15 protein-coding genes are annotated in these 17,783 nt (G+C 39.7%); 10 read left to right on the top strand and 5 right to left on the bottom strand.

The window, feature by feature from the left end; all coding sequences use genetic code 11:
* Positions 1-36: 36 nt before the first annotated feature.
* The gene (locus AAEY55_RS02870) at positions 37-936 is read left to right on the top strand and encodes a Dyp-type peroxidase (RefSeq protein WP_011329305.1); all 900 of its coding nucleotides are present in this window, start codon (positions 37-39) and stop codon (positions 934-936) included.
* A gap of 15 nt (positions 937-951) precedes the next feature.
* Here AAEY55_RS02870 and argR read toward each other — a convergent pair whose 3' ends face one another.
* On the bottom strand, positions 952-1,419 hold the full coding sequence (gene argR / locus AAEY55_RS02865) for a transcriptional regulator ArgR (RefSeq protein WP_041454781.1): 468 nt from the start codon (positions 1,417-1,419) through the stop codon (positions 952-954).
* Between the two features lie 226 nt (positions 1,420-1,645).
* Here argR and mdh point away from each other — a divergent pair, with 226 nt between their 5' ends.
* A complete protein-coding gene (gene mdh, locus AAEY55_RS02860) occupies positions 1,646-2,578 on the top strand; it encodes a malate dehydrogenase (protein ID WP_011329303.1) in 933 nt (310 codons plus the stop codon).
* Positions 2,579-2,681: 103 nt separating this feature from the next.
* Here the strand turns inward: mdh and ispB are convergent, their stop codons facing one another.
* Positions 2,682-3,653 carry an octaprenyl diphosphate synthase gene (gene ispB / locus AAEY55_RS02855; protein WP_011329302.1) on the bottom strand — a complete coding sequence of 324 codons (972 nt, stop codon included), beginning with the start codon at positions 3,651-3,653 and terminating at the stop codon, positions 2,682-2,684.
* 422 nt (positions 3,654-4,075) lie between these two features.
* On the opposite strand from ispB, the gene rplU reads away from it, so the two are divergent.
* From rplU to AAEY55_RS02820, 7 genes are all read left to right on the top strand, one after another.
* Positions 4,076-4,387: a 50S ribosomal protein L21 gene (rplU, locus tag AAEY55_RS02850; RefSeq protein ID WP_006794538.1), complete on the top strand. Its 312-nt coding sequence runs from the start codon at positions 4,076-4,078 to the stop codon at positions 4,385-4,387.
* A gap of 16 nt (positions 4,388-4,403) precedes the next feature.
* Positions 4,404-4,661 carry a 50S ribosomal protein L27 gene (rpmA, locus tag AAEY55_RS02845; protein ID WP_002957747.1) on the top strand — a complete coding sequence of 86 codons (258 nt, stop codon included), beginning with the start codon at positions 4,404-4,406 and terminating at the stop codon, positions 4,659-4,661.
* Between the two features lie 230 nt (positions 4,662-4,891).
* On the top strand, positions 4,892-6,049 hold the full coding sequence (gene cgtA / locus AAEY55_RS02840; protein ID WP_011329301.1) for an Obg family GTPase CgtA: 1,158 nt from the start codon (positions 4,892-4,894) through the stop codon (positions 6,047-6,049).
* A gap of 73 nt (positions 6,050-6,122) precedes the next feature.
* Positions 6,123-6,614, top strand: a complete 492-nt coding sequence (gene folA, locus AAEY55_RS02835) for a type 3 dihydrofolate reductase (protein WP_172459222.1) — start codon at positions 6,123-6,125, stop codon at positions 6,612-6,614.
* Between the two features lie 79 nt (positions 6,615-6,693).
* Positions 6,694-7,071, top strand: a complete 378-nt coding sequence (locus tag AAEY55_RS02830) for a DUF3718 domain-containing protein (protein ID WP_011329299.1) — start codon at positions 6,694-6,696, stop codon at positions 7,069-7,071.
* A 382-nt stretch (positions 7,072-7,453) separates the two neighbouring features.
* On the top strand, positions 7,454-9,379 hold the full coding sequence (locus AAEY55_RS02825) for a methyl-accepting chemotaxis protein (protein WP_350549972.1): 1,926 nt from the start codon (positions 7,454-7,456) through the stop codon (positions 9,377-9,379).
* Positions 9,380-9,471: 92 nt separating this feature from the next.
* Positions 9,472-9,945: a peroxiredoxin gene (locus AAEY55_RS02820; RefSeq protein ID WP_350549969.1), complete on the top strand. Its 474-nt coding sequence runs from the start codon at positions 9,472-9,474 to the stop codon at positions 9,943-9,945.
* A gap of 70 nt (positions 9,946-10,015) precedes the next feature.
* On the opposite strand, the gene AAEY55_RS02815 is transcribed toward AAEY55_RS02820, so the two are convergent.
* Complete coding sequence (locus tag AAEY55_RS02815; protein ID WP_350549966.1) at positions 10,016-12,151, bottom strand: S8 family peptidase; 2,136 nt, start codon at positions 12,149-12,151, stop codon at positions 10,016-10,018.
* Positions 12,152-12,463: 312 nt separating this feature from the next.
* Between AAEY55_RS02815 and AAEY55_RS02810 the strand changes: the two genes are divergently transcribed.
* Complete coding sequence (locus AAEY55_RS02810) at positions 12,464-13,648, top strand: NAD(P)/FAD-dependent oxidoreductase (protein WP_011329295.1); 1,185 nt, start codon at positions 12,464-12,466, stop codon at positions 13,646-13,648.
* Between the two features lie 80 nt (positions 13,649-13,728).
* Here AAEY55_RS02810 and AAEY55_RS02805 read toward each other — a convergent pair whose 3' ends face one another.
* Together AAEY55_RS02805 and AAEY55_RS02800 are read right to left on the bottom strand one after the other, a co-directional pair.
* Complete coding sequence (locus AAEY55_RS02805) at positions 13,729-14,835, bottom strand: GGDEF domain-containing protein (protein WP_179806931.1); 1,107 nt, start codon at positions 14,833-14,835, stop codon at positions 13,729-13,731.
* Between the two features lie 119 nt (positions 14,836-14,954).
* Positions 14,955-17,735, bottom strand: a complete 2,781-nt coding sequence (locus tag AAEY55_RS02800) for a S9 family peptidase (RefSeq protein ID WP_089368772.1) — start codon at positions 17,733-17,735, stop codon at positions 14,955-14,957.
* Between the last annotated feature and the right edge of the window lie 48 nt (positions 17,736-17,783).

Raw genomic sequence — 17,783 nt, 5'->3', positions numbered from 1 at the left:
CGCTGTGTTTATCTATTTATAAGCTAAGGAATAACAATGGCACAAGCGCAATCAGGGATTTGTGCTGAAGCAAACTTACACGGTTTGCATTTATTTTTTAATGTGTTTGATGGCCAAGATGAGTCATTACGTACAAAGCTCAAGCAAGTAAGCGCTATTGAGGAAGAGTTTAGCGATCAGTTTTCTGAATCTATGCTTTCTTGTATGGTGGCTATTGGTGCACAGTATTGGCCGCATATTTTGCCAGAGTATATCCCCAGTGAACTACAAAGCTTTCCTAATATAAATCATAATGAACACGCAATGAGCGTGCAGCCGTGTGATTTGTTTGTGCAAATACGTTCAGACCGCGAAGACGTCAATCATTTATTTGCACTGCAAATTTTAAAGTTATTTGCACCAGACGTAGAGCTGGTGGAACAAATTCGTAATTTTAGATTTTTAGATGGTCGCGATTTCAATGGTTTTATTTATGGTGGCAAAATGCCGCATGGCCGACAAAAGCGGGCAACGGCGTTAATAAATAAACCAGGTAGCTTTGAGGATCAAGGCAGTTATATTCATGTGCAACGTTATAAGCACGATCTAAGTGTATGGCAGCATCTATCGCTAGATGAGCAAGAGCAAATAATAGGTCGCACTCGCTTAGACAACACTCTTATAGCCCCAGCGCTTGAAACCAGCCATGCACAACGCAGTGAATTAAAAGATGAGCAAGGCCAGCCAATATTACTTAATCAAGGCATGCCTTATGGCGATGTTTACGAGCAAGGAATGCTGTCAATTACTTGCTCGGCCAGTGGAACCGCATTTGAACAGGTATTAAAAAGTCGTTTAGGTGAGGGGGAGTGCTATGATCATTGGCTTGATTTTACTCAAGCCGATATGGGGTCTGCGTTTTTTGCACCGTCAGTTGGGTTTTTAAAACAGTTATAACGCATGTTTTAAATACTAAACCGTATCAAATAAAATACGTACCCGCTCTAGGGTTAAGTCTATTTCAGATATTTTAGCTGGGGCAATAAAAATAGTGTCGTCGCCAGCTATAGTACCTAACACGCCATCGGCTTTACCTAATGAGTCAAGTAAACGCGCAATAAGCTGAGCCGCGCCTGGACTGGTACGGATAATAATCATCATTTCGTTATGCATTATATCAATAACAAGCTGGCGCAACGGGCTTTTTGCTGTGGGTACGCCCATTTCTGCTGGCAAGCAATACACCATTTCTTGTTTGGCATTGCGCGTTCGTACCGCGCCAAACTTACTAAGCATGCGCGACACTTTACTTTGGCTTATATTGTCAAAACCTTGCTCTTTTAACGAATCTACTATATCGCCTTGAGAACCAAAGTTTTCTTCTTTTAAAAGCGCTTTAAATGCTTTTACTAACGCTTCCTGTTTGTCTTGTGGTTGCATAGTTTTTATTTGCTTTTTATTATCCATGCCGCAAATTCTACACAAAAACGAATAATTATGCAGCAGTTGTTTATTTAACTTGCCAGTTTACTGTATTCAGGCCAAATGTTTTTACAACTATGGTCTAAAATATTACGAAAATAGGCAGGATAAATTTGTTTTTAGTCGCTAATTTCTTTATCTTAGAGCCATAAATATTTCCTACCTCAAATCACGGAGAATTCCAATGAAAGTTGCTGTATTAGGTGCTGCAGGCGGTATCGGTCAAGCGTTGTCTTTATTATTAAAAACAGGCTTACCAGCTGGTTCTGAATTATCACTATATGATGTTGCACCAGTAGTTCCAGGTGTTGCGGTTGATCTATCTCATATCCCTACAGCGGTTAAAGTAGCTGGCTTTGGCGCTGATGCGTTAAATGAAGCGCTTAAAGATGCTGATATCGTACTTATTCCTGCTGGCATGCCACGTAAGCCAGGTATGGATCGTGCAGATTTATTTAATGTAAATGCTGGCATCATCAAAACGTTAGCAGAAGGCATAGTTGCAAGTTGTCCTAAAGCGTTAGTAGGTATTATTACTAACCCAGTAAACGGCACTGTACCAATTGTTGCTGAAGTATTTAAAAAAGCTGGTACTTACGACGCTAAACGCGTATTCGGTATTACTACGCTTGACGTTATTCGTTCAGAAGCATTTGTTGCTGAACTTAAAGGCGTAGACGTAGCAACTGTTAAAGTTCCTGTAATTGGTGGCCACTCAGGTACTACTATTTTACCTCTACTTTCTCAAGTTGAAGGCGTGAGCTTTACAGATGAAGAAGTTGCAGCACTTACTCCACGTATCCAAAATGCGGGTACTGAAGTTGTAAATGCTAAAGCGGGTGGCGGTTCAGCTACTTTATCAATGGGTGCAGCAGCAGCTCGTTTTTGTATGTCTTTAGTTAAAGGCCTACAAGGTGAAGACGTTGTAGATTACGCGTACGTTGCTGTTGAAAATGGCGATGCGGAGTACTTTGCACACCCAGTACGTTTAGGTAAAAACGGCGTAGAAGAAATTCTTTCTTACGGCGAACTAAGCGCATTTGAAACAAAAGCAAAAAATGACATGCTTGAAACACTGAAAAAAGACATCAAAGAAGGTGTTGATTTCATGGCGTAATAGCCAAAATCAAGTGACAAAAAAGCCTGCGTTTGCAGGCTTTTTTATTGCTCGGAATTTAGCTAACCTGCACCCAGGTTAGCTACACATAAAGGCAGTAAAGTTAGTGATCGCGATCAACTGCAATACGGGCAAGGCTCACAAGTGCTTGTTTATATTCAGACTCAGCTAAAAAGTCTAAGCAAGCAATGGCTTTGTCGGCTTCAAGTTCGGCCTTTTGCATCGTAAATTCAAGCGCATTGGTTTGTTTAAGTGCCGCTAAAATTTCTTCAAGATGATCCATGCCATTACTGTGCTCTATAGCGTCACGGATCAGCTGTGTTTGCTGCTCATTACCATGTTGCATTGCATAAATAAGCGGCAGAGTTGGTTTCCCTTCGGCTAAATCATCACCAATATTTTTACCTAATTGATCTGCATCTGCGTTGTAATCAAGTACGTCATCAACGAGCTGAAACGCAGTACCTAAATGCATGCCGTATAGGTTAAGCGCATCAAGCGTGGCTTGGTTTTGCTCAGTAATAATGGCCGCAAGGCCTGTCGCGGCTTCAAATAGCTTAGCGGTTTTAGAGTAAATAACCTGCATATAACTCGCTTCAGTGGTGTCGGGGTCATTACAGTTCATTAACTGTAATACTTCACCTTCAGCAATAATGTTAGTTGCATCTGCAAGCACTTGCATTACCTGCATTTTACCAAGGCCAACCATAAGCTGAAATGAACGAGTGTAAATAAAGTCGCCCACTAATACGCTGGCAGCATTACCAAACTCAGCATTTGCTGTAGGCGTGCCTCGGCGTAAGTTAGATTCATCAACAACATCATCATGTAATAGTGTTGCGGTATGAATAAACTCAACAATAGTTGCAAGTGTAATATGATCTTTACCCTGATAACCCAATGCTCTGGCCGCTAGTATTGCCAACATTGGGCGCACGCGCTTGCCGCCACTGTTTACAATATACAAGCCAAGTTGGTTAACTAACGCCACATCTGAGCGCATTTGCGCATGTATAAGTTGATTGACGTCATTCATATCGTTTTCGATTAACGCCTGGATAGCTTTTATATCCATTGATCTCCGAGCCAATTTTTATGTGTGAACGGCGCAGATTGTACAACAAAAAAAGCACTAGCTCGATATTTTGTGACGATTCCCTGAAAAAACACGGTTAACATCGCTAATTAGCACTTAAATACGAGAGATAGCTGATTAATTAGCGTACAAAGTGTGCTGTAATTTATGTTTATTTATTATCCGTTGTAGTGTGTGTTTAGCTAAGGCAAATTATTTTCACTAATCGTGAAAAAGCGCTTGGCAAAAGGGCTATTTAATATAAAATAGGGGAAATATTGAATTGCTCTCAATGCAGCTACTTTTTATTCATTTTAATTACAAAATAGGCTTGCTAGTTATTACGCCGTAGCGTAAACTTCGCGCCCTATCGAAGAATATTTTAGTTGCGTCGATTTGAGGGCGCACAGACGGAGTTAATTATGTACGCGGTTTTCCAAAGTGGTGGTAAACAGCATCGTGTGACTGAAGGTCAAACGATTCGTCTTGAAAAATTAGACGTTGAAACTGGTGCAGCAGTAGAATTTGATTCAGTACTTTTAGTTGCTGATGGTGAGAAAATCGAGATTGGTGTACCGTTCGTAAACGGTGGTAAGATAACAGCTGAGGTTGTTTCACATGGTCGCGGTGAGAAGATTAAGGTTGTTAAATTTAGACGCCGTAAGCATTCTCGTAAGCAAATGGGCCATCGTCAATGGTTCACAGAAGTTAAAATCACTGGCATTAGCGCTTAATTAGAGGTACTTAGAAATGGCACATAAAAAAGCAGCTGGTAGTACTCGTAACGGTCGCGATTCAGAAAGCAAACGCCTAGGTGTTAAGCGTTTTGGTGGCGAATCAGTTCTAGCGGGTAGCATCATTGTTCGTCAGCGTGGAACTCGTTTCCACCCTGGTACAAACGTAGGTATCGGTAAAGACCACACTATCTTCGCAAAAGCAGATGGTAAAGTTCAGTTTGAACAAAAAGGTCCTTTAAACCGTAAATACGTAACTATCGTAACTGAGTAATCAGTAAGATAGTTAAAAAACCCCGCCTTTGCGGGGTTTTTTGTTTTCATTATTTTACAATATATACCCAAGCCTGCAATTATACCTATGGGTTTAAGTAGCGGGCTCTTTAACGAAGTTATAGAGCGATCTAATTCGTAAAATGGTTCAAATATTTATGCCAATTGGTATTAAGTTGGCTTGGGTATATAATAGTGTTATTAACAAGCCAATCCCTAAAGTGAGTAATCATGAAGTTTGTAGATGAAGTAGAAATTCGCGTAGAAGCTGGAGACGGTGGCGCCGGTATCGTGTCTTTCCGTCGTGAAAAATATATCCCAGAAGGTGGGCCTGACGGTGGTGACGGTGGTGACGGTGGTAGTGTTTATCTACAAGCGGATGAAAACTTAAATACCTTAATTGATTACCAATTTGAACGCTTCCATAGAGCAGATCGCGGTACTAATGGCCGCAGCCGTAACTGTACTGGTAAAAAGTCTGACGATTTAATTATTATGGTGCCTGTAGGTACACGTATTATGGACGTTGATACGCAAGAGGGATTAGGGGATTTAACCCAACATGGCCAAAAGATTTTGGTGGCAAAAGGCGGTTTCCATGGCTTAGGAAATGCGCGTTTTAAATCAAGTACAAACCGTGCTCCGCGTCAAAAAACCTTAGGGACAGAAGGCGAAGTACGCAACCTTAAACTAGAGTTATTGTTACTAGCAGATGTAGGCTTATTAGGTTTGCCAAATGCAGGTAAGTCTACCTTTATCCGTAGTGTATCGGCAGCAAAACCAAAAGTAGCAGATTACCCATTTACGACGCTTATTCCAAATTTAGGTGTGGTCCGTCCTGAAGCTAATAAATCATTTGTTATCGCTGATATACCAGGCTTAATTGAAGGCGCATCGGATGGTGCTGGTTTAGGTATTCAATTTTTGAAACACCTAGAGCGCTGTAGAATATTACTGCATATTATTGATGTAATGCCAGTTGATGGCTCAAATCCAGTTGATAATGCATTTGCGATTGTTAATGAGTTACATCAGTACAGTCCTAAATTAGCAGAAAAACCGCGCTGGTTGGTATTTAATAAAATAGATTTATTACCAGCTGACGAAGCAAAAGCTTTATGTGAAAAAATTGCACAAGAGCTAGGCGAAACTGAAAATATTTACAGTATTTCTGCTATTAATAAATCAAATACTCAACCACTAATTCATGACGTAATGACATTGCTTGAAAGCATGCCAAAAGAGAAATTCGTTGAAACTACAGACGAAGAGGTTGAGTTTAAGTGGGACACCTATCATCAAAAAGCCGCTAAAAAGAGCGACGATGATGATGATTGGGATGAGTGGAATGAAGATGATTACGACGTAGAAGTTGTGTACGAGCGTTAATTATAATTAATTACATATAAAAGGAGCTTATGCTCCTTTTTCTTTGTTTAATAATAAATACTGGATAATTAGTGTGATAATTTCAATGATTGCTGCAATGGCAAATAACCGTGTAATTGGCCTTAATAATACAATGCCTTGGCATTTACCTGGAGACTTACAGCATTTTAAAAAAGTAACCACAGGTAAACCTGTGATTATGGGGCGCAAAACATTTGAGTCTATTGGACGGCCTTTACCTGGGCGTCGTAATATTATTATTACCCGTAATAGCCAGTATCAAGCAACTGGAATAGAAATTGTTACAACGCCAGAGGCCGCGTTAAATTTAGTTGCTGATGTGGAAGAGGTGATGATCATTGGTGGTGGAAATATTTATCAACAATTTTTAGAAAGTGCACAAAGACTTTATTTAACCTTTATAGACTTAGATGTTGAAGGTGACACTCAGTTTCCTGATTACGAAAAAGTGGCAACCTGGCAGGTTAAAGATGAAATACAAATGGCTGCGGATGAAAAAAATCAATATAGTCATAAGTTTGTAACTTTATATAAAAACCCTTAACATTATTGCGAAATACTGAGCATATTGGTACAATATTAACTAATCCAATAGGAATAAAGTATTATAAAAAGGGTTTTCCATGATTAAGTTATCAAAGCTAGTTGTTATTACTGCGCTTGCAGCCGGTTCGTTTGTATATACTGCCCCTGCACAAGCAGATGATCAGTTAGCGATTTCTATCTGTGAGTATATTGCAGCGGATGATAAAAATCGTTTACGTAGTAAGCTTAAAAGCTCACGAGTGAAAGTTCGTAATATATACGACGCAGTATTTTGTAACGGCAATAATTTATTGCGTCATGCAGTGGCAAGTAATGCATTAGACAGCGGTGAATATATAGTAAAAAACTTATCTAAAAGCTCGCTAGAAGATGGTGCTGATATATCATGGGCTGAATCGAACGGTCATTCAGGATCGCCCTTAATTACTATAATTAAAGAGCGCGCAGGTCTTTAATTTTACAATAAATACGATTAAACCACGTTTTATACGTGGTTTTTTTACGCCTGTATTTTTATAAATAATTTTAAATAACACAGCACTATTTTAGTATTGTAATCCCCCCCTTTTAACACAAACGCCAACCTTATTAAAAACATAACCCTTTTTACTTATTAACTTACTTATTGTGTTGAAATGAACTTATAGCCGACTCTATAGGTGCTGAAGTTAAAGTAACCTAGGAATAGCCACACAAAATAACTCATTGTTTTTATTTGGGTTAACATTCTTGTTGTTGCTTTGACAGCTCATGAATTTAATACGATTGTTAGTATTTGCCATTAAACTGTCATAAATAGTCAATATTCTACGCGCATATGATTTTAGGGATTTATTTATGCGCGCCTCTACATTTACCCGCTTACTGGCTGTTTTGTTAACTCTCGCAAGTGTTTTATTAGCTATGACTCTACTTTGGGCCAGTCAAACTTTTCTAAAACTAGAGCAGCAAGACAGTGCATATAGACAGCTTAAAAATACGATTATGGTTGATCTAGCGAGCTATCTAAGTAATTACTTAGCACAAGGCGATAGCCAATACTTAACACAAGCCTCAAGTTTAATCTCGCAAGTAGAGCAAAAACAGTTAACGCTATTACCAGCAGCTCTTAAATCACAACTTACTGAGCAGTTAATTACTCTAAATAATGATATAAACGGTAAATATAGAGCCTTGGGTAAGCTCTCTGGTAACGAAACGGCTTTACTTGATAATGCGCTAAGGCAAATGGCTGGTTCGGCATCCTCGTTAATTAATTATGCGCGCTCAGCTTCGGATAATAGTAACAACACGCTTAGTTATTATAAATTGGCCAATGAGTATTATAGTGAAGTGATTAACTTATCATTATTTAGTTATCAACTGGTGCTAGATTATCAGCAGAGTGTAGAGCAGAGTTTGCAACAAAGCGTGAAAAATTTAAATGTATTAGCAGCAAAAATAGAGCAGCTACCAAACTTAGGTGTGATGGATAAAGTAGATGAGTATAGTTTATTTATTGACGAGCAAAGTGAAGATTTAGCTACTGATATTAAATCAGAATTAAGTAGTTGGCCAAATCGCTATCCTCGGGATTTAACCAGTACATTAACTCAGGCACAACAACGACAGACGGGGGCCGATGAATTGCGCACGCAGCTTAGTAATTTATCTAAAACAGTGATAAATGCAGAGCAAGCACTAAAAACACAACAAGATAATTTAAAGCAGCAAGTATTTTGGGTGTTTTGTGTTGCTATTAGTGGGCTAGTTATACTTGCTGGCGGTGTTTATATTGTTCAGCGTAATCTGGTACTTAATCCTCTTCGACGATTGCGCGACGGGTTTGCATTTTTAATTGAAACGAATGAGTTTAAAAATATTGTCAGTAATAACCCAAAAACTGAAGTTGGGGAAATAGCCCAATACTTTAATCAGTTAATTGAACGCCAGCGCATAGAAGCACAAGAGCGAGCGCAAATGCTAAAAGTAGTGAATGCTTTTATGCAGCAAATGAGTAAACACTTACAGACGATTGAGCAACAAACTACTACGAGTTATGGGCAAGTGGAACAGAATCAGTATTTACTAACCGATATTCAGCAGATTGGAGAGCAAGTTAATGATATTAATACACAAGTAGCTGATAACGCACAAAGTACCTTTAGTGCCATGGAACAAAGCTTAGGATTTGCGCAAAGTATGTTAAGTGCGAGTGCCGATACACAGGCACGGGTTGAACGCAGTATACAAAGCTTACAAGAGCTACTTAATGGTGTTGAAGGCGTAAGTAAAATTATAGAAGTAATACGTAATATTGCAGATCAAACCAACTTACTTGCGCTAAATGCAGCAATAGAATCAGCTAGGGCAGGTGAGCATGGTCGCGGCTTTGCAGTAGTGGCTGATGAAGTTAGGCAATTGGCACTGCAAACGCAAGGCTCGCTGAGCGAGATAAATGGGCAGCTCACCATACTGAGTGAAAACTCACGGCTAGTTGCTACGCAAATAACAGCATTAACCCAAGGTGCTCAATCGCAAACGCAAAATGCCCAAGAACTTAAGTTAAATTCGGAAGCGGTGGCAAGTAATGCAAAAAATGCTAATAAAGTAGCGTTTGAGGCGATGAAGCTTGCTAAGCAGCAAAGCAATTTATTAGATAACTTTAGTCAGTCAATGGCTGAAATGAAGGGGCAAGTAAGTGAGTCGAGCTCGTTGGTGGATGATATACGACATCAGCTACAACAACAAATTCATTCGATTAAAGGGGGCCTGGGGTTGTAATTAATTAGCTTTAGCGCTCATCTTATATCATGCTCTAAATTCTATGTGCTAAGCTGTATGCTGGTTTTATTTTATAAAATGAAGGATTTATAATGATTGTACAAGGTCAAACTATTCCCTCGGTTACGCTAAGCCAGTTAACCGACGATGGTATGCAAACACTGACTAACAGTGAATTATTTGCAGATAAAAAAGTTGTATTGTTTGCAGTCCCCGGTGCGTTTACACCTACCTGTTCAAATGCACACTTACCTGAGTTTATTACTCTGGCAGATAAAATAAAAGCAAAGGGCGTTGATGCAATTTATTGTGTATCGGTAAACGATGCGTTTGTTATGAAAGCATGGGGGGCATCACAAAATGCACAAAAAATAGCCATGCTGGCAGACGGCGATGCGAGCTTTACCAAAGCATTAGGCCTTGATATGAATACGGCAGGGTTTGGCGGTGTGCGTTCAAAGCGTTACGCAATGATCGTGGAAAATAGTGTAGTAACCGGTTTATTTGTAGAGCAAGAAAAAGAATTTGTGGTTAGTCGTGCTGCTGCTATTTTAGAAAAGCTATAGAATAAATTAGCGATTTGAAAATACAAAAGCCGATGTTGATGCAACATCGGCTTTTTGCAATTATTGCTTATTAAGGCTGATATTGCCCGCTAATTGTTAAGCCCGAGAAGGTTTTATACGCGTTAACACTTAAGTGCCACGTACCCGCTTGTGGGCTTGAGAAAGTACAGGTTTCGGCATTACCATTTTTATATGGACGACAATCGTAACTCGATGTCGTGGGCTGACTGCCAAACTTAACAAACAAATCAGCATCGCCTGTGCCACCGCTTGTTGTTACTGTAAATGTAGCCATACCTGCTGGCACGTCTAGTGTGTAATGCTTCCATTGACCTGCATTAGCACTCACATCGCTTACAGTGCCACCACCAGCTTGAGGTGTGCCTGAGCCCCCGCCCGAAGCTGCTGTAATATTACCAGTTAAGCTGATCCCAGAATAGGCAGAATAACCTCGTAGCATCACATGATACGTACCTGATGTAGGGTTATCGATTGAGCACTCTTCGTTGTTACCACTTTTGTAAGGGCGGCAATCGTATGTAGAGGTTGTTGGCTTACTGCCAGAGCGCACGTATAAATCGGCATCACCAGTGCCTCCACTCATAGTGAAAGTGACATTAGTTGCGCCACTGGGCACTGTCATTGTATAAAATGTTTCAGAGTTAGTTGCGCCGCTTAAACCGGTTTGAGTTTCGCCATCAAGAAGTTCATTACCACTTGGTGGTGGTGCAGTGCCACCACTTGCAGCAGCTACGGCAGCTGCTGCATCAACAATACCGGTACCACAGCTAGTACATGTGGCTGGGAACGAGCGGGTGGTTGTTTTTAAAATATTTTCGATTTCATCGGGAGTAGCATTCGGCTTTGCTTGTTTTATCAGTGCCGCTACGCCAGCAACATGGGGGGCTGCCATTGATGTACCCTGCGAAAAACCGTAGCTATCACTAGAAGGGGTTGACGAACCGGCGTTATAAGTGGATAAAACACCTTCAGAATCGTTAGCAAAACTTTGCGCACCACCCGGTGCGGCAACATCAATATTACTACCGTAATTAGAGTAATAAGCACGACCGCCATTACGGCCAACCGAGGCTACATTTACCACGCCATTACAGTTGCCTGGGTTATAGTTTGCTGAGTTATCGTTATCGTTACCGGCAGCAATTACCACTACTGTGCCGTTATTACGTGCGGTGTTAATAGCACTTTGTGTTGTAGAGCTACATGTGCCACTGCCCCCTAAGCTCATATTTATTACATCTGCAGGATTGGCATTTGCCGGTAGCCCAGATACATTGCCACCAGAAGCCCAAATAATACCATCAGCAATATCAGAGGTTAAACCGCCGCACTTACCTAGTACACGTACAGGCACTACTTTGGCGCCGTAAGCAACCCCAGCAACACCCTCACCATTATTAGTAACTGCAGCAACAGTACCCGCTACATGTGTACCGTGCCAGCTAGAGTTTTGTGCACCGTTAGTACCACATTCATTGGCAGCAACCGCATCGCCCGGATCGCGGGCATCGCTATCGCGACCATTGCCATCATTAGCCACCGATAAATTCGAGATCATATCGTAACCGGGTAAAATATTAGCGTTTAAATCAACATGAGGGCGATAGCCTGTATCGAGTACTGCAACAACAACACCGCTACCAGTGGCTGTATCCCATGCGGTAGGTAAGTTTAAGCCGCCAGCTTGTTCATAATAATGCCATTGGTCGTCAAATCGTGGATCATTAGGCGTTGCAAACGGTTGCAGCATTTGATCGACTTCAATGTACTCAACGTTGCCAGATTCAAGCATTTCTTGCATAAATTGCTGTGCTTCTTGTGCATTTAGCTTTTTACTTGCACGCATTACATGGTGATTATTAAGTGCCATGGCACGAATATACTTCGCTTTTACTTTGCCTTTTTTAGAGGTGTAATTTTTAACAAAGCTCTGCGCTTTATTTTGCATATTTGATTGGCTTACATCTGTGTCTGTAGCTGCAAAGCTAGCTAAATCATTAGTGTTATTTTTATATTTAATAATGAATTGTGTTTCAAAACCAGTTTGATTTTGTAATTTAGCTGTTGTTTCTGCCATTGATGGTGCAATTGCTTGTGCAGGAGTTGCAATACTCGATGTTGCAGCAAATAGTGAGCTGATAGTAAAGGCTATTGCACACTTTTTAAATGATTTACCTGTTGTCATGATTATCCTTAGTTTTTATTTGTTATTTCGTAGCACAAATCCACGAAGTGGGTACAAAGGTAAATGATCTGTTAAATTAATTGAAAGATTAATTACTTATTAGCTTCTTTCATTTGGTTATAACCTTGTTATTAGCGGGTTTGTAGTTACTTTGTACTTTTTATATTTATAAATATAAGCATAAGTAACTAGTTTTAAATTTGAGTATTAATACTTTTATTTTTATTTGTTGTGCAATTGAAAATAATCAATTCGATGTCCAGCCGGTGCATAAATTTTGTTATAATCAAAAAAAATTAATGAGATAAATAAATGACCCAAGTAGATGTGATAGTAATAGGTGCGGGAGCAGCAGGCTTAATGTGTGCAGCGCAAGCAGGATATCGTGGCCGTAGTGTTACAGTACTTGATATGGGCAAAAAGCCAGGTCGAAAAATACTCATTAGTGGCGGTGGGCGCTGTAACTTCACCAACGAAAATGCCAGCCCTAGTAATTATTTGTGTGGCAACCCTCATTTTGTTAAATCATGTTTAAGTCGTTATACCCAACATGACTTTATTGAACTGGTAGATCGTCATGGTTTAGCCTATCACCACAAAACACTAGGTCAGCTTTTTTGTGATAATAACGCTCAAGACATTGTTGATATTTTACTTACTGAGTGTGAGTGGGCGGGTGTATCTATAAAGTTGCGTAACGAAGTAATCAGCGTTTCAAAAACTGAAACTGGTTATAGCGTAGTAACCGAGCATGAAACATTTTATTGTGAGTCGTTAGTGATTGCCTCCGGTGGGTTAACTATGCCTAAGCTTGGCGCAACACCCATTGGCTATAAAATTGCTGAGCAGTTTGGCTTAAAAGTATTACCGACCATGGCGGCACTTGTACCATTTACTTTGCATCAGCACGATAAAGAACGTTTTGAAGCGCTTTCAGGTATAAGTATTTTATGCGATGTTACTAGTGAAGATGGCACTGCATTTAAAGAAAATATTTTATTTACCCATAGAGGGTTATCGGGCCCTGCTATATTACAAATAAGCTCATTTTGGCGCGCCGGACAGGCGGTAACTATTAATTTATTACCCGAAACAGATTTAAGACAACAGCTAGCCGATTGGCGTGAAACGCAATCTCAAAAGTCGTTAAAAAATAGCTTAGCCACTATTTTACCTAAACGTTTTATTGAAGTTCTTCATGAGGGGAAAGCAATTCCTGATTGTAATATTAACCAGCTAACACATAGCCAAATTGACGAGTTAGTTAACTATATACATGCATGGCAAATTAAACCAAATGGCACAGAAGGTTACAGAACAGCGGAAGTAACGCTAGGCGGTGTAGATACCGATGAACTTAGCTCAAAAACCTTCGAAGCAAAAAAAGTACAAGGCTTATATTTTATTGGCGAAGTAACCGATGTAACCGGTTGGCTAGGGGGCTATAATTTTCAGTATGCGTGGAGCTGCGGTTTTGCTGCTGGGCAGTATGCTTAATATTTTAGGAACAATAAGTTAGCAGTTACAAGGTTAATTTAGTTTATTGGGTTTAACCGCTGATACTTTAGAGCTAACTTTTAAATAGCAGCGGATTTACTTAATGTGTTTTCATAGTGAGTTTTGGTTAAGTTGTCGCTAGCAACACAGACCTGATCTCGCCCTTGTAATTTTGCTTTATAAAGCGCTTTATCGGCGCGCTCTAAAAGATGCAAAGCAGTGTCGTCAACATGCGCTTTAGCTATACCAATACTGATAGTTAACGCTCTATTATCGATTAAATGAGTGGCAATAAACGCTCTGAGCTCTTCAGCTTCGTTAATTGCGTTATCTAGGCTGCTATCTCGAAGAATAATAGTAAACTCTTCTCCGCCCCAGCGTGCAATTAATGCACTATTTGTAAGCTTGTTTTGTAAAATATTGGCAAACTCACTAAGCACGTTATCACCCGCTAAATGGCCATAAGTATCGTTTACTTTTTTAAAGTGATCTATGTCGCAAATCATCACTATATTTGATTTTCGCTCATTATTATTTTCACTCAGTAATTGCGACAATTCAAAATCAAATTTTTGCCTGTTATATAGCCCGGTGAGCTTATCGGTTTCGGCTAGCTGTTTTATTTCGGCATTGCGCTTCGAAAGATGAGAGTAAGCCGAAAAACGCGTTTTTTCATAAAACCTAAATAATAAAACATGCGCAATAGACACTTCAATAAAATTAAATAATGCAGATAAACCTATGGTAATTGATAGTTGTTGCTGTAAGTAAACTAGATAGGCACAAATACCAAAAGCAATGCTACTTAATATACTTCCCCAATTCCGCCCAACTAAAAAAAAGGTAAAAGGCGGAATAAGTGTTGCCCAAAATAATGAATGAGCATGACCCTTTGCCGATACTATAAAGAGCATTATTAAGCCAACTATCATTAATGCAACAACCCAAGCAGCTTTACTAACCTGAGCTGTTTTATTAAACCATATACAAATACTTAATGACGCTATAAGTCCTAAGGCATCAATAAGTGCAATATCGTAACTCGAAAAATAAAAAACATTTAGTAAGGTTAAAATTAAAAAGTAGCAGCAGCAGATTAATAAAGAATGTGCAATTAAGCGTGTTCGCCAGTAATCCTTATGATCTCTAGGGTATTGCGGAAATTCTTTATACCAAAAATGTAGCATCAAATAACGACTTAATAATTATTAATTAATTCAGTATTGTCTATTTATTATAAAGTGGGTAGTAATAAATTATAAAACCCCGATAGACTTAAATCTATCGGGGTTTTTATCATTTATTTTTACTCTTGTATAAATGCTTCGCCTTCTTTCATCCACTTTGCGGCGGGTTTGCCTTTTAAGTAATGATCAAAGTACTGCATCATACGAATTGAAAAATCGACTTGATTAGGAAACTTTTTCAAGTGATGAGGTTCGCCTTCATACTGTAAAAAAGTGGCATCTTTACCCGCACGGCGCAGGGCTAAGTAATACTGTACCCCTTCGTGCCAAGGTACAGCGTCGTCTTTATCGCCAAACATAATTAAAATAGGAGTGTTTACTTTATCGGCAAAAAATACCGGTGAGTTTTCTATGTATAATTCTGGCGCTTCAAAAAGGTTTTTACCAATGCGGCTTTGTCCTGTTTCGTACTGAAACTGACGCGCTAAGCCCGATTTTAAACGAATGCCACTATAGGCGCTGGTCATGTTAGACACGGGAGCACCCGATACAACCGCTTTAAACATATCGGTTTGAGTGATCATAAAGGCACTTTGGTAGCCTGCCCACGAATGACCTTGTAAACCAATTTTATTTTTATCAGCAATGCCTAAATCAATGAGCTTTTGCGTGGCGTTGATCATGGTTTGCGTTGATGATTTACCTGGGTGGCCTATTTCAAAACGAATGTCGGGTAAAAATACCGCGTAACCGTTTGAGGTAAACATAGGAAAATTAGGGCGGTGGTTTAATTCCATTTTAGGAAAGTCGTACATGCGTTGGCTCATATAACGGTAAAAATACACCATTACTGGTACTTTTTCGCCTTTTTTGTAACTCGCAGGTTTAATTAGTACGCCTTGTAAGTCTTCGCCATCAAAGCCTTTGTAGCTTATGAGTTCTGGCTTTTCGCCCCAGGCAAAGTTACTTATTTGTGGGTTAAGTGTAGTCACTTGTTGCGGAGCACTGAAACTAAAGTCAGTTTGATAAAAGTCTGGAAACTGATGGTACGCTTGCTCAGTAAATAGGTATTTATCGGCATTTTTTGCTTTTTTAACTAAATCAAAACGTTTATTACCACTGAGCACTTTAGTTACTGTGTTGGTGGTTAAATCAAGCTTGGCTATTTCACTTTGCTTAGTTTGTAAGTTAATAGCCGATATAAGCAATGTTTCGTCTTTTTTAAAGCCAACTTGGCTTTTATCAAGTTTAATAACGCGATATTGAGTATTGGTTTGTTTACCATTAGTTAAACGTTTTGCCTGCTGGCTATTTACATCAAACGCCCAAATATCGTACTTACTGTAAGCAAGTAGTTGGCTGCTATCTTGATTCCAACCGGCAAAACCATAACCTGGTTGGGCTGAAGGGTAGTCGTGCTTGTCATCAGCAAAAGTAGCTTGAATTGCACGTGTAAGCGTAGTGACTTTATTATTTTTTAAATCTTTTAGCTGTATATGGTTATCGCTAAAGTAGGCGGCAAACTCGCCATTAGGTGCCAAACTTGGTTTAAACGGGTAGTTACTAACAATGGGAGTGTGTTTACCTGTATTAATATTTACAGCAAAGTAGTCAGCAAAAAAGCCGCCATACATTATTTTCTCAAGGTATGGGATATCAGTATAACCAAGCAGTGATGTATCGCGCTGCGGATTAAGCGCAACCTCTGGCATGCTCACAGTACTTAGCTGGATAACTTTTTGCGAATTTATGTGGTACACCGCGCTGTAATGGCGGTTTTTGTTTTTTTCGTTCCACTGCTGCTGTTCACGCGGTTTTATTTGCGCGTCGTTGTTATGCCATACTTTTAAGCCTTTATGCTCTCGTATAGTGTCAAAGTCGTATAGTGAGGCTTCGTCGCTATACTCTTTAGCTTTTACTTTAGCGGCTAGTTTAGGGCGATTTTCAAAATATAAACGCTCGCCATTTTTAGACCATATTAACGCGGCGGTTTTACCTATTCCCCAATCTTTGTTGGGGGAGTTAATCGTTGTTAGCTGCTCATTTTGCCAAAGTTGTAAGCTGTAGTTACGACGGCGCATGTCGTCGTTAACATAGTTACCTAACGTAAATGCTACGCTTGCCTCAGTTGGGTGCCAGGCTATTTTACTGGCCACAACACCAGGCTCATCTATGAGTATGCTGCTTACAAAGTCATTTAAATTAAGCAGTGCTATTTGATTGTTGTTACCATCGCTGTAACTCTGGCTAACTAATAGTTGCTGGTTAGTTGCGCTAATACTGTAGTTAAATACATCTGTAATTGTGTGGCTGCGTTTATTGCTTAAATTTACAATAACCAGTGGATAGGTTTTATCATCTTTGTCTGGTGTGATGGCGCTATCGTTTTTATTAGCATGAGTGCTGGCACTTTCATCCTCGGCTTTTTCATCATCGCCTTTAGCTGCTTTTTGATTTAAGCGATAGGCAAGCCAAGTTCCATCGTTTGATAACTTATAGTCTTTCACATTACTAAAACTTTGTTGCTCGCCTGTTTGGGTATTTACTAGTACCAGGTTGTTTTTTAGAGCATCTTTTTTCTTCGTGGTTTCTTGTTCTAGTAGCGTGGGTACTTGGGTAAATGCAACCCAGTTAGCAGCTTGATTAATAACTGGTTTAGTACCACGCGGTACTTCTGCAATTAAGCTATTACCGCTTAGCGAGTAAACTTGGCCAGTGGCATCACCACGATACGGGGTTGCACTGAGCGATAAAATACGGCCATCTTCAGATAGCTGCGTTGCTTTGGCTGATTTAAAATCAAACACATCGTTAAATTGTAGCGACTCTTTAGCGTAAACTGTGGTGCTAGCTACGCTGACAATAAGCGCAGAGCTTAAAAGGGTGAGCTTTGTTTTCATTATAGGTTCTCGTTTTTTAGCGTTATTTTATTGTAACGAGTTTTGTCT

This window comes from Pseudoalteromonas sp. 120-MNA-CIBAN-0494 (assembly GCF_040308885.1).
In the GTDB taxonomy this organism is placed as follows: Bacteria; Pseudomonadota; Gammaproteobacteria; order Enterobacterales; family Alteromonadaceae; genus Pseudoalteromonas; species Pseudoalteromonas nigrifaciens.
The sequence above is the reverse complement of the archived record's forward strand: the minus strand, read 5'-3'. Positions and strand labels throughout refer to the sequence as shown.